We start from the raw sequence: 12,568 nt of genomic DNA, 5'->3' as shown, positions 1-12,568 counted from the left end.
GCCGTACCGCTTATCGGCGGGCTGTCAAGGGGGGAGCACGCGGTCCGTTCCGGGTCGCCGTCGGGCCGGGCGGGGTCGGGGAGCGGCCGTCCGCCGGGGGCCGGGCGGGGCCTTCGCCGGGCTCCGAGCGGGGCCGGTGGGCGGGGCCTCCGCAGGGGCTTGACGGGGGCTTGACGGGGATGGTGCGCGACAGGAAACTCATCACATGATGAATTCTTCGGCGGGGCCGGTCGACGGCCCCGCGATCAGGGTCGAGGGGCTGGTGGTGCGCCGCGGCGCGACCACCGTGCTGCCGGGGCTGGACCTGGAGGTCGCCCGCGGCAGCGTCACCGGGCTGCTCGGGCCCAGCGGCTGCGGGAAGACCACCCTGCTGCGCAGCGTCGTCGGCGTGCAGCGCACCGCGGCCGGGACGGTCACGGTGCTCGGCCGCCCGGCCGGGTCCGCCGCGCTGCGGGACCGGGTCGGGTACGTCACCCAGGCCCCGTCCGTGTACGGCGACCTGACGGTCGGGGAGAACCTCGACTACTTCGCCGCCGTCCTCGGCGCCCCGCCCGGCGACCCGGCCCGGGTGATCGCCCAGGTCGGCCTGGACGCCCACCGCCGCACCCCCGCCGCCCGGCTCTCCGGCGGCCAGCGCGCCCGGGTCTCGCTCGCCGCCGCGCTGCTCGGCCACCCCGAACTGCTGGTCCTGGACGAACCCACCGTCGGCCTCGACCCCGTCCTGCGGCAGGAGCTGTGGGAGCTGTTCCGGGGCCTCGCCGCGGACGGCGCCACCCTGCTGGTCTCCAGCCACGTCATGGACGAGGCCACCCGCTGCGACCGCCTGCTGCTGATGCGCGAGGGCCGCCTGCTCGCCCACGACACCCCCGCCGCGCTGCTCGCCGCCACCGGCGCGGCCGACGTCGAGAACGCCTTCCTCACCCTCGTCCGGACCGGACCGGAGGACCCCCGGTGAACCCCGCCGCCCGCCGCACCCTCGCCACCGCCGGCCGCGTGCTGGCCCAACTGCGGCACGACCCGCGCACCGCGGCCATGCTGCTGCTGGTGCCCTGCCTGCTGCTCGTCCTGCTCAGGTACATGTACGACGGGCAGCCCGGCACCTTCGACCGGATCGGCCCCGAGCTGCTCGGCGTCTTCCCGCTGCTGGTGATGTTCCTGGTCACCTCGGTCGCGATGCTCCGCGAACGCACCGGCGGCACCCTGGAGCGCCTGCTCACCATGCCGCTCGGCAAGCCCGACCTGCTGCTCGGCTACGCGCTCGCCTTCGGCGCCGTCGCCCTGGTCCAGGCCGCGCTCGCCTCCGCCCTCACCCTCGGCGTGCTCGGCCTCGACGTCGCCGGGCCGACCTGGATGCTGTTCGCCGTCGCGGTCGCCGACGGGCTGCTCGGCACGGCGCTCGGCCTGCTGGTCTCCGCGTTCGCCGCCACCGAGTTCCAGGCCGTCCAGTTCCTGCCCGCCGTCCTGCTGCCCCAACTCCTGCTCTGCGGGCTGTTCGTGCCCCGCGCCGGGATGGCGCCCGTGCTGCGCTGGGTCTCCGACGTGCTGCCGCTCTCCTACGCCGTCGACGCGATGGGCCGCACCGCGGCGCACGGCGGCGTGAGCGGGCGCGTCCTGGCCGACCTCGCGGTGGTGGCGGGCAGCGCGCTGCTCGCGCTCGGCCTCGCCGCCGCCACCCTGCGGCGGCGCACCGGCTGACGCGGGCGGCGGCGGGGCCGTCGGGGCCGTGGCGGGGCCGTCGCGGTGCTGTTGCCGGGCGGCGGCGGGACGGCTGCGGGACGGCTGCGGGGCCGTCGCGGGGCTTTCGCGGGGCGGTCATTCGTGACCGTCCCGTGCCCGGGTCGCCATTGGGGACGGCCGCGGGCCTGGGGCAGAATCGACGGCATGACCGAATCCGACCGGACACCCCACCAGGGTTCCGCCGCCGACGAGCCCGTGTACGCCGACCGCGTGTACCGCTCCGTCCCCAGCGTCATCGCGGGCGTCATGATGCTCGCCGTCGCCGCCTGGCTGATCATCGACGCCGTGGTGTCCGGCACCGGCTCGACCCCGTGGGTCGCCCTCGCCGCCGCGCCCGTCTTCGCCTTCCCGGTGATCGCCTACACCCTGCGGCCGGTGGTGCGGGCCAACGACCGTCGGCTGCTCGTCCGCAACCCGCTGCGCACGATCGTCGCGCCCTGGGCCACGGTCGAGGGGCTCAAGGCCGGCTACTCGGTCGAACTCTTCGCCGCCGGACGCAAGTTCCAGGTCTGGGCGATCCCGGTCTCGATCCGCCAGCGCAAGAAGGCCACCCGCCGGGCCGGCCGCGCCGCCGCCGCGGGCGACCCGCACCTCCCGGCCCGGCCGGCCGGCAAGACCGCCCGCCCGGACCGGCTCGACCCCACCCGCGCCTGGTCCGACGCCGTGGTCACCACCCTCCAGGAGCAGGCCGAGCGCAACGCCCACAAGCCCTCGGCGGCCGGCGAACTGCGGACCACCTGGTGCTGGTGGGTCATCGCCCCGACCCTGGCGGGCCTGGTCGCGCTGGTCACGGTGATCGCGGCGACCTGATCGCGAAGGGTCCGAGGCCGGGCTCTCCGGGGCTCTCCGGTCAGGGATTCAGCGCGACGACGTACTTGCCCTCGCCGCGCCCGGCGGCCAGCAGGTCGTGGGCGGCGGGGACGTCGACGAGGTCCGGGAGGACCGTCACCGGGGTGGTGAGCGCCCCGGTGGCCAGCAGGTCGAGGGCGCGGCGGACGGCGTCGGCGACCTTCGCGGGGGCCTGGACGAGCAGCCCGCCGTGGCTGAACCCGGTGAGCGTGGCGTTGGCCCCCAGCAGCCGGGGGAGCGGCGGCAGCGGCGCGGGGCCCGCCCCGCTCGCGTTGCCGAACAGGACGATCCGGCCGCCCGGCGCGAGCAGATCGAGGTCGAGGTCGAGCGCGGTGGCCCCCAGCGGATCGAGGACGAGGTCGACGCCGCGCCCGCCGTTCGCCGCCCGCACCTCCTCGGCGAGGCCCGCGCCCCGGACGTGCACCGCGTCGTAGCCGTGCCGCCGGGCGCCCGCGGCCTTCTCCGGGCGGCCGACGGTGCCCAGCAGGCGCCCGCCGCCGAGCAGCGGCAGCAGACGGGCGACGGCGGTGCCGATGCCGCCGCCCGCCGAGTGGACCAGGACGCTCTCGCCGGGGACGAAGCGTCCGGCGTCGGTGAGCAGCAGCAGCGCGGTGGCCAGGCCGAGGGGCGCGGTGGCGGCGACGTCCAGCGGCACGCCGTCCGGGACGGGGACGGTGAGCTCCGCGTCGGCGACCACGACCTCGGCGAGGCCGCCGCCGCGGGTGGCGGCCACCACGGGGGTGCCGACGGCGGGCTTGGTGACGCCCTCGCCGAGGGCCAGCACGGTGCCGGCCACCTCCCGGCCGGGGTGGTGGGGCCAGGCGGCGGCGTAGCCGGCGTCGCCGCGGCGGGCCATCACGTCCACGAAGTTGAGCCCGGCGTAGGCGACCCCGATTGCGACCTGTCCGGGGCCGGGCTGCGGCGCTTCGAGCTCGCGGACGTGGCTGTGCTCGGCGCCGCCGGCTTCGGTCATGACGAGTGCGCGCATGGTGGTCCCCCTGGAGCGGTCGCGGTTACGATGTTCTACGAACGTCGAATTACTACCACTGGTACCACGAAACTTCGACACCTGTCGAACATCGCCGGAGGAGACCCCGTGCCTCGTGCCGCCCGCCGCCGCGAGGCGCCCCACTACCCCGCCACCGCCGACATCGACCTGCTGGACGTCCTGCACGCCCTCTCCGACCCGACCCGGATGACCATCGTGGAGACCCTCAGCGACGAACCCGAACGCGCCTGCGGCACCTTCCCGGTCGACGTCGCCCCCTCCACCCTCAGCCACCACTTCAAGGTCCTCCGCGAAGCGGGCGTGATCCGCCACCGCGAGGAGGCCAACCGCCGCCTCACCACCCTCCGCGCGGCCGACCTGGAACAGCGCTTCCCGGGCCTCCTGCCCACCGTGGTGGCGGCGTACCGGGCGGACCGGTAGCGCGGGCACGCCCGGGTCCGTCCGGACTCGACGTCGAACGCATCGTCAAGTCGCCAATTCGCCAAGTCCGAGTAAGTACAGGAAGCATTCAGCGCCGACCGCGCGGGAACGGCTGCGGATGATCGTCAGAAAGGGATGGAATGGGTGACACCCCTAGTTCTGTCGAGGAAATTCCCGGAGAACCCCGTCGGACCGGTGATCCGCACCGTCCGATGGTGAGGGGGGTCGACACCGGGCCCTGGGACGTGCGTGAGAACGGTTGGCAGTCGACACGACTCATCGATCTCGGTGGATTGCTGATTCCCGACGAGGACGGCATCGAGGTTCAGCTCGGTGCCACGAGAGCGTCTTCCGACCTCGTGTCGGTCACCGTGCTGCGGGATTCCTGCGGCCTGCAGTTGCAAGCGTTCCACGCGATGCGGTCCGGCGCGTGGGACCGGGCCCGTACGAAGCTGCTGTCGAACACATCCAACCCGAAGAACAGGTTCCTGGAACGGGACGGACGCTTCGGTGCGGAACTGCGGTGCGAGATCGAGGCGGAGACCGCATGGGGCCGTCGAGAGATGACCGCCGTCTGCTTCCTCGGGTGCGAAGGGCCGGGCTGGCTCCTGAGAGGGGTACTCAGCGGCGCGATCGCCTTCGACGAACCCCCGGCGGAGTGGTTCTCCTTCTATCTCGGGCGAGTGGTGGTGGCCCCTTCGAAAGGCCGACCCCTCGTGTCTGCCTCACCGACCGGGTTCGGTTCCCTGCAAACGGATCTGGACGGCAAGCCGATCCTGCTCCGGCTGCCGGACTGACGGAAACCGGCGTGTGACGCCCCTGGGGCAGCGGCTCCGTTCGAGGCGCCGCCCCAGGGCGGTGCAGGCGTGTCGGCGGCATGCCGTGCCATGTCCGACCGAGTGGCGTCCCGGATCGAGGGGTGCGCCGGTCACGCCCCACTCTCCGACAACCAACCTGCCTGCTTGGCAGGACAGTTCGACGTGAATGCGAACGGCGTGATCGCGATGGCCGACAACGGCCCCGGCCTTCTCAGTTGCCTTCCCGGACCGGTGGACGCACGAGCGCGAGGTCCTGGCCGAATCCGACCAGCACGCCGTCGGAGGTGGCTGCGAGGCACGTGGCGGGGCCGGGCAGCAGCAGGGGCCGGGCCGAGGGCTCGCCGGTGCGCAGGTCGACGACGGTGAGGGTGCGGTCGGCGCGGGCCACGTACAGCTGGGGCCAGGTGCGGCCTGCCACGGCGGTGACGGGGGCCGGGCCGTCGATCTCCGGGCCCGCGGGTCTGCCGCTGGGGTGCCAGGTGCGGAGGGTGGTGGCACCGTCAGGGGTCGGACGTTCGGTGCGGACGGTGACGAGCCGGCCGTCGAGGAGTGCCAGTGCCGGGTGACCCTCGGTGCCTCGTAGGACCGTCGGTTCGGATGACGGGTCGTCCAGGTCGTAAAGCCGGATCGGCTCCTGGTGGGGCGACAGCGCGGCGGTCGCGCGTCCATCGACCGCGCCGACGGCGAATCCGGTGGAGAGCCGTCCGGTGGCGTCGTTGATGGTGGCCAGGATCGCTCCGTCGGAAGGGTTCACGAGCGAGATGTCCTCGTACCCATGGACGATCAGCGCATCGCCGATGCGTAGGCGCTGATGAGCGATCCAGTGGATGAAGGAGTTGTCGGTCCGGACTGGCGCACCTGAGGGGCCGCCCGCAGTCAGATTCCAGCGGTACAGGAGCGGATCGCCGGCGCGGAGGCGCCCGGAACCGGTCGCGGCGTGCAGGTGGCTGCCGTCGGTCCAGGTGGCCAGGGCCTTGGTGATCTTGACGTCCGTGGCGAGGGGCGGTGCGAGCAGGGTGCCGTCGGCCGCGTGGCGCGCCACCAGGGTTCCGCCCTCGTCGGCGCTGACCACCACTCCGTCCGGCTCGGTGACGGTGACGGCCGCCAGCCGCTGGCGGTGGCCGGGTTCGCGGTCAACCGGGACGGCGAGGTCCCAGAGCGCGACCACGCCGTCCTGCTGGGAGGAGGTCAGCAGGAGGTCGCGCCCCTGCCAGCGGACGGCCTCTGCGGCTGCCTGCGCGACGGGGCCGGTGAGAGGTGCCCCGAGCGGGCGCATGGTGTGTGCGTCCCAGAGGTGGACCTGCCACCTCACCGGTACCGCGAGGGTGGACCCCGTCACGGTCGGGTTGCTGAACGGGCCAGGCCGTCCCACGGCCGCCATCAGCCCGTCTGCCAAGGTGTCCGAGTGGGCCGTGAGCAGCGTGTGCTGACCGGACGTCAGGTCGATGCTGGCGAGGGTGGCATACGTGTCGATGACGGTCAGCATGTCCCGACCTGCCGATCGCCACGAGGTTCCGCCTCGGACCGGTCGCAGTTCGCCGGGAACCGGGAGCTCCCGTACGCGGTTGTCATCCGGGTTCCACAGCAGGGCCGCCTTCTCGGTGGGCAGCACGACCGTTCCGTCCGCGAGGGTGCCGACACCGATCCCGTAGACGGGCGGCAGGTGTGGGAGGAGGAGTGGTGCGCCGGTCGACAGGTCCCACTGCCCGAGGTGGCCCTGACCACTGCGGATCAGCAGATGGATGCCGCGACCGGAGCCGAGGACTTTCAGGGCGTGTGGCTGTCCTTCGACGTCGAGCGTCCGCCGGTGCGTGAGGTCCGGGAGCTCCCAGATCCGCACCCTGTCGTCCTCGTGTCCGGAGATCAGCAGTGGTTCCGACACGTCGGGCGCGAATGCCAGGACGCGGACGGGTACTTCGCAGTCCACCGTACGGACCCGGCCGGACAGCACGTCCCGGACCTCCAGCCGGTGCCGCCGCTGCTTCGGGTCGGCCGGTGGCCGTTCCTCGATCTCGACGGCGGTGGCGAGCAGCGGTCGGCCGTCGACCTCGCCCCAGGCGGTGGCCACCACGGGGCCGACCCGGAGTTGCCACACCATCCGGGGGTCCAGGTCGACGCCGGTCGCCCAGTCGACCCGCCACAGGTCGGCGTCCGGGGTGCTGACGGTCCCGCTGCGGCGGACGGCGTCGAGGAGCGCGGACTGTCGCCGGTCGATGTCGTCCGGCTCTGGTTCGTCGGCGAAGAGCGGTTCCATCGGCGTTCCCCTTCTCCGTGGCCCCGCGGCTTCGCGGCCACGCTCCGGGGCGGCGGGCCGTGCGGGTGCGGACCGATCGTAGTGCCGGCGGTCGGGTGGAACGCCGGAGGGGCCCGGACAACACCGTCCGGGCCCCTCGGGGGAGTTGAGGTGTGGTCAGGCGAGCCCCGCCGCGGCGGCGAAGTCCTGCTTGAGGGCGTCGAGGAGGGAATGGGCGCGGCGGCGGGCGGCCGGGAGGTCGGCCGGGGTGGGGACGGGGAGGACGGCTTCGAGGTAGCACTTGAGCTTGGGCTCGGTGCCGGAGGGGCGGACCACGATGCGGGCCGAGGTGATGGTGGGGCCGTCGAGGTGGTAGCGGAGGCCGTCGGTGGGGGGGAGGTCGGGGGTGCCGGTGGTGAGGTCGTCGGCGCGGGTGACGGTGAGGCCGGCGAGTTCGACCGGGGGCTTGTCGCGGAGGGTGGACATCGCGTCGGTGATGACGGTGAGGTCGTCGACCCGGACGGAGAGCTGGTCGGTGGCGTGCAGGCCGTGGGCCAGGGCGAGGTCGTCGAGCAGGTCGGTGAGGGTGCGGCCGTCGCGCTTGAGGCCGGCGGCGAGTTCGGCGATCTGGAGGGCGGCGGTGATGCCGTCCTTGTCGCGGACGCCGTCCGGGTCGACGCAGTAGCCGAGGGCCTCCTCGTAGCCGTAGCGGATGTCCTCGGTGCGGGCGATCCACTTGAAGCCGGTGAGCGTCTCGGCGTAGCCCAGCCCGGCCGCGGCGGCGATCCTGCCGAGCAGGGTGGAGGAGACGATGGTGGTGGCGAACACGCCGTCGGTGGTCTTGGCGGCGAGGGCCGCGCCGAGCAGGGCGCCGACCTCGTCGCCGCGCAGCATCCGCCAGTCGCCGTCCGGGGTGGGGACGGCGACGGCGCAGCGGTCGGCGTCCGGGTCGTTGGCGATCACCAGGTCCGGGCGGGCCGCGCGGGCGGTGGCGAAGGCGAGGTCCATCGCGCCCGGCTCCTCCGGGTTGGGGAACGCGACGGTGGGGAAGTCCGGGTCCGGCTCGGCCTGTTCGGCGACCAGGACCGGCGCCGGGAACCCGGCGGTGGCGAACGCGGCGAGCAGCACGTCGCGGCCCACGCCGTGCAGCGGGGTGTAGACGGTGGCCAGGTCGCGCGGCCCGGCCGGGTCGAGGACGGCGGCGGCGCGGGCGAGGTAGGCGGCGAGGACGTCGTCGCCGAGCACCTCCCAGCCGCCCTCGGCGCGCGGGACGTCGGCGAGCGCGCCCAGCGCGTCGATCTCGGCGGCGATCTCGGCGTCCGCGGGCGGGACGATCTGCGAACCGTCGCCCAGGTACACCTTGTAGCCGTTGTCCTGCGGCGGGTTGTGGCTGGCGGTGACCACCACGCCGGCCGCCGCGCCCAGGTGCCGGATCGCGAACGCCAGGACGGGCGTCGGCAGCGCGCGGGGCAGCAGCGCGGCGCGCAGCCCGGCGCCCACCACCACGGCGGCGGTGTCGAGCGCGAAGTCGTACGACTTGTGGCGGGCGTCGTAGCCGATCACCACCAGGTCGCCGAGCGCCGGGTTCTTCCGGAGGTACGCGGCCAGGCCGGCGGCGGCCCGGATCACCACGGCGCGGTTCATCCGCATCGGCCCGGCGCCCAGCTCACCGCGCAGCCCGGCGGTGCCGAACTGCAGGCGCCCGGCGAAGCGTTCGGCCAGCCGGGACCAGGCGATCCGCTCCTCGGACTCGGCCTCCGGCCCCTCGGCGGCGGCCAGCAGCGCGGTCAGCTCCGCGCGGGTCTGCGGGTCGGGGTCCTCGGCCAGCCAGGCGCGGGCCCGGTCGAAGAGGTCGGTGGTGGGTGCCTTCGGCATGCGGCCCGCTCCCTGGGTGTGGAGGACGAGGGGTGTGAGGAGGAGAGGTGCGAGGAGGAGGGAAAAGTGGGGAGAGGAGGGGACGGGGGCGGGTGCCGGAGCCGCGACGGCGGACCGGTCCCGTCTGGTCGGGGCCGGTCCGCCGTCGTGTGCTGCTCGCCGTCACGGTTCCCGATTCTCCGTCAGAACTGCCGTGCGGGGCGGGAGTAGGGCTCCCGCCGGGGTGTCAGATCCGCTCCAGGACCTTCGCCAGCAGGGTGCCCATCCGCTCGGCGGAGGCCCGGCCGGCCTCCAGCACCTCGGCGTGGTTGAGGGGTTCGCCGGTGATGCCCGCGGCCAGGTTGGTGACCAGCGAGATGCCGAGCACCTCGGCGCCGGCCTCGCGGGCGGCGATGGCCTCCAGGGTGGTGGACATGCCGACCAGCTCGCCGCCGATCACCCGGGCCATGTTGACCTCGGCCGGGGTCTCGTAGTGCGGGCCGCGGAACTGCACGTACACGGCCTCGTCGAGGGTCGGGTCGACCTCGCGGCACAGGGCGCGCAGGCGCTTGGAGTACAGGTCGGTGAGGTCGACGAAGTTGGCGCCGACGATCGGGGAGTCCGCGGTCAGGTTGATGTGGTCGCTGATCAGCACGGGCTGCCCGGGGACCCAGCCCTGGCGCAGGCCGCCGCAGCCGTTGGTGAGCACGACGGTGCGGCAGCCGGCCGCGGCGGCGGTGCGCACGCCGTGCACCACGGTGGCCACGCCGTGGCCCTCGTAGTAGTGGTTGCGGCCGAGGAAGACCAGTGCGCGGCGCTCGCCGCCGCCGGGAATCCGCACCGAGCGGATGGTGCCGGCGTGGCCGGCCACCGCGGGGGCGGGGAAGCCGGGCAGGTCGGTGACCGGGAATTCCGCGAGTGTCTCGCCCAGGGCGTCGGCGGCCGGCACCCAGCCGGAGCCCATCACCAGGGCGACGTCGTGGCGCTCGGCGCCGGTGAGTTCGCGCAGCCGGTCGGCGGCGGCCCGGGCAGCGGCGTAGGGGTCGGCGGAGACGACCGTCTGAGGAGATGCGTTCACACGGTCGAGGATAGGTCACATCTGCCTACGCGCGTAGACAGCACGCCCAGGGCATGCCGGATCGTTACCCGGATTGCGTGGAACGACAGGATTCCTCCCCGGCCGGGGGCGTCGACCGGGAGGAAAGTACGGAGCGGGGGAGGGGGAGCACCCGGGAGAAAGCGGGGGACAGCGGAGGAAAGCGCGGGGCAAGGGGAAAGCGCGGGGCAAGGGGAGGGCGGGAACGGGGAAAGCGGCGGTGCGGGAGGTCGACGGCCTCAGCAGGGTCGGCGGCGCAGGTCCAGGACGTAGTCGTCGGGGGCGCCGGCGCTCTCCGCCGCGTCCGCGATCAGGCCCAGGTAGCGGGCGGCGGGCAGTCCGCCCTCGTAGTCGTTGAGCACGTACGTCCAGACCGCGACCTCGCCGTCCAGGGTCTGGGCCCGCAGCTTGACCTTGCGGTAGATGCCGAGCTGCACGCCCTCCCAGCGGTCCAGGCCCTCCTCGTCCATCGGGGCGACGTCGTAGAGCGAGACGAAGACCTGCTCCTTCTCGTCCTCCACCACGGTGGCCAGCGAGCCCTCCCAGCCGAGCTGTTCACCGCCGAAGGTCAGCCGCCAGCCGGGCAGCCAGCCGGTGCCGCGCAGCGGGGAGTGCGGGGCACGGCGGGACATCTGCCGGGCGTCGAGGTTGGTGGCGTAGGCGGCGTAGAGCGACATGGCGCCAGCCTACGGGAGCCGGGCGTCCCGCCGGGCTGCGCGCCGGGGCGGGCCCGTGGTGGAGGGAGGTCCCATCCCGCGGGCGGACCGGCCGACCCCGTGGGGCGGGCGGGGGAGGAGAGGCGCAGGGGGCGGGAGGGAGGGCGGGAGACGGCCGGAAGGCGGCCGGGAGGCGAGTGAGAGGGGAACAACAACGGCCCCGGCGTGGAATCGGTTCCGGCATGCGGGAGAATGGGGCACGTGACTCGGATCGTGATCATCGGTGGCGGACCAGGCGGATACGAGGCGGCCCTCGTGGCCGCCCAGCTCGGCGCGGAGGTGACCGTCGTCGACCGCGACGGTCTGGGCGGATCGGCGGTGCTGACGGACTGCGTGCCGTCCAAGACGCTGATCGCCACCGCCGAGGTGATGACCAGCTTCGACAGCTCCTACGAGGAACTGGGCATCCTGGTCGCGGACGGCACGGCGGACCCGGCCGACCCGGCCCGGGTGGTCGGCGTCGACCTCGGCAAGGTCAACCGGCGCGTCAAGCGGCTGGCGATCGCCCAGTCGCACGACATCACCCAGGCGGTCACCCGGGCCGGGGTCACCGTGCTGCGCGGTCGCGGCCGGCTGGGCGGCGGCGGCCAGGCGATCGACGGCTCCCGCGAGGTGCTGGTCGAACTGGCCGACGGCGGCACCGAGTCGGTGCGTGCCGACGCGGTGCTGATCGCCACCGGCGTCCGCCCGCGCGAGCTGCCCGACGCGCAGCCGGACGGCGAGCGCATCCTGGCCTGGACGCAGGTGTACGACCTGGAGGAGCTGCCGCGCGAGCTGATCGTGGTCGGCTCCGGCGTCACCGGCGCCGAGTTCGCCGGCGCGTACCAGGCGCTCGGCTCGAACGTCACGCTGGTCTCCTCGCGCGACCGGGTGCTCCCGGGCGAGGACCCGGACGCGGCCGAGGTGCTGGAGGACGTGTTCCGCCGCCGCGGCATGAACGTGATGAGCCGCTCCCGGGCGGAGAGCGCCAAGCGGTTGGGCGACCGGGTCGAGGTGACCCTCGCCGACGGCAAGGTGATCACCGGCACGCACTGCCTGATGGCGGTCGGCTCGATCCCCAACACCGCGGACCTGGGCCTGGAGGAGGCCGGCGTCGCGGTCAACGACTGGGGCCAGATCAAGGTGGACCGGGTCTCCCGCACCTCCGCCCCCGGCGTGTACGCGGCCGGTGACTGCACCGGCGTCTTCATGCTGGCCTCGGTGGCCGCCATGCAGGGCCGGATCGCGATGTACCACGCGCTCGGCGACGCGGTGCAGCCGCTGAACCTGAAGACCGTCGCGTCCAACGTGTTCACCGACCCGGAGATCGCCACCGTCGGCTACACCCACGCCGACGTGTCCTGCGGGAAGATGGACGCCGTCGAGGTCAAGCTCCCGCTGCGGGGCAACCCGCGGGCCAAGATGCAGGGCATCCGGGACGGCTTCGTGAAGCTGTTCGCCCGCCCCGGCACCGGCATCGTGGTCGGCGGCGTGGTGGTCGCCCCGCGCGCCTCCGAGCTGATCCACTCGATCTCGCTGGCGGTGGACAACAACCTGACGGTGGAGCAGGTCGCGAGCGCCTTCACGGTGTACCCGTCGCTGTCCGGTTCGACCGCCGAGGCGGCCCGTCAGCTGCACATCCGCAAGCGCGAGGTCGCTGGCTCCTGACGTCCGCGGCGACGTCCGCGGTGACGTCCGCGGGCCGCCCGCGGGCCTTGGCCGGCCCGGGCGGCCAGGGGCGCGGGGGGCTGCGGAAGTGAGCCGGGCGCGCACCGTCCGGCTCACCCGGGCGGAGGAGCGCGCATTGTACGGTCGTGCGCCGTTCCGAGGTGAGCAAATCCCGTTACCAGGTGCAAA

At 74.0% G+C, this 12,568-nt stretch carries 11 protein-coding genes; 6 read left to right on the top strand and 5 right to left on the bottom strand.

Annotated elements, in window-relative coordinates:
• Positions 1–205 precede the first annotated feature (205 nt).
• From QMQ26_RS13875 to QMQ26_RS13865, 3 genes are all read left to right on the top strand, one after another.
• Complete coding sequence (locus tag QMQ26_RS13875; RefSeq protein ID WP_282205896.1) at positions 206–955, top strand: ABC transporter ATP-binding protein; 750 nt, start codon at positions 206–208, stop codon at positions 953–955.
• Positions 952–1,695: an ABC transporter permease gene (locus QMQ26_RS13870; protein WP_100837953.1), complete on the top strand. Its 744-nt coding sequence runs from the start codon at positions 952–954 to the stop codon at positions 1,693–1,695. Before QMQ26_RS13875 ends, QMQ26_RS13870 begins: the two co-directional genes overlap by 4 nt.
• A 186-nt stretch (positions 1,696–1,881) precedes the next feature.
• On the top strand, positions 1,882–2,547 hold the full coding sequence (locus tag QMQ26_RS13865) for a PH domain-containing protein (RefSeq protein WP_282205895.1): 666 nt from the start codon (positions 1,882–1,884) through the stop codon (positions 2,545–2,547).
• 40 nt (positions 2,548–2,587) lie between these two features.
• On the opposite strand, the gene QMQ26_RS13860 is transcribed toward QMQ26_RS13865, so the two are convergent.
• Positions 2,588–3,559 (bottom strand): quinone oxidoreductase family protein, encoded by a 972-nt coding sequence (locus QMQ26_RS13860; protein ID WP_282205894.1) that lies wholly within the window; start codon positions 3,557–3,559, stop codon positions 2,588–2,590.
• Positions 3,560–3,682: 123 nt separating this feature from the next.
• On the opposite strand from QMQ26_RS13860, the gene QMQ26_RS13855 reads away from it, so the two are divergent.
• A complete protein-coding gene (locus QMQ26_RS13855; RefSeq protein WP_282205893.1) occupies positions 3,683–4,015 on the top strand; it encodes an ArsR/SmtB family transcription factor in 333 nt (110 codons plus the stop codon).
• 245 nt (positions 4,016–4,260) lie between these two features.
• On the top strand, positions 4,261–4,812 hold the full coding sequence (locus QMQ26_RS13850; protein WP_282205892.1) for a DUF3710 domain-containing protein: 552 nt from the start codon (positions 4,261–4,263) through the stop codon (positions 4,810–4,812).
• Between the two features lie 232 nt (positions 4,813–5,044).
• On the opposite strand, the gene QMQ26_RS13845 is transcribed toward QMQ26_RS13850, so the two are convergent.
• From QMQ26_RS13845 to QMQ26_RS13830, 4 genes are all read right to left on the bottom strand, one after another.
• Positions 5,045–7,087: a WD40 repeat domain-containing protein gene (locus QMQ26_RS13845; RefSeq protein ID WP_282205891.1), complete on the bottom strand. Its 2,043-nt coding sequence runs from the start codon at positions 7,085–7,087 to the stop codon at positions 5,045–5,047.
• Positions 7,088–7,243: 156 nt separating this feature from the next.
• A complete protein-coding gene (locus QMQ26_RS13840; RefSeq protein WP_282205890.1) occupies positions 7,244–8,941 on the bottom strand; it encodes a phospho-sugar mutase in 1,698 nt (565 codons plus the stop codon).
• A 226-nt stretch (positions 8,942–9,167) separates the two neighbouring features.
• Positions 9,168–9,998 carry a purine-nucleoside phosphorylase gene (locus tag QMQ26_RS13835; protein WP_111556946.1) on the bottom strand — a complete coding sequence of 277 codons (831 nt, stop codon included), beginning with the start codon at positions 9,996–9,998 and terminating at the stop codon, positions 9,168–9,170.
• A gap of 257 nt (positions 9,999–10,255) precedes the next feature.
• A complete protein-coding gene (locus QMQ26_RS13830; RefSeq protein WP_014136114.1) occupies positions 10,256–10,693 on the bottom strand; it encodes a gamma-glutamylcyclotransferase in 438 nt (145 codons plus the stop codon).
• 231 nt (positions 10,694–10,924) lie between these two features.
• Here QMQ26_RS13830 and QMQ26_RS13825 point away from each other — a divergent pair, with 231 nt between their 5' ends.
• A complete protein-coding gene (locus tag QMQ26_RS13825) occupies positions 10,925–12,379 on the top strand; it encodes an NAD(P)H-quinone dehydrogenase (protein WP_282205889.1) in 1,455 nt (484 codons plus the stop codon).
• Positions 12,380–12,568 lie beyond the last annotated feature (189 nt).

It is taken from the genome of Kitasatospora fiedleri (genome assembly GCF_948472415.1).
Taxonomy (GTDB): domain Bacteria; phylum Actinomycetota; class Actinomycetes; order Streptomycetales; family Streptomycetaceae; genus Kitasatospora; species Kitasatospora fiedleri.
Note: the sequence above shows the minus strand (reverse complement) of the source record. Positions and strands in the feature narration are given on the sequence as shown.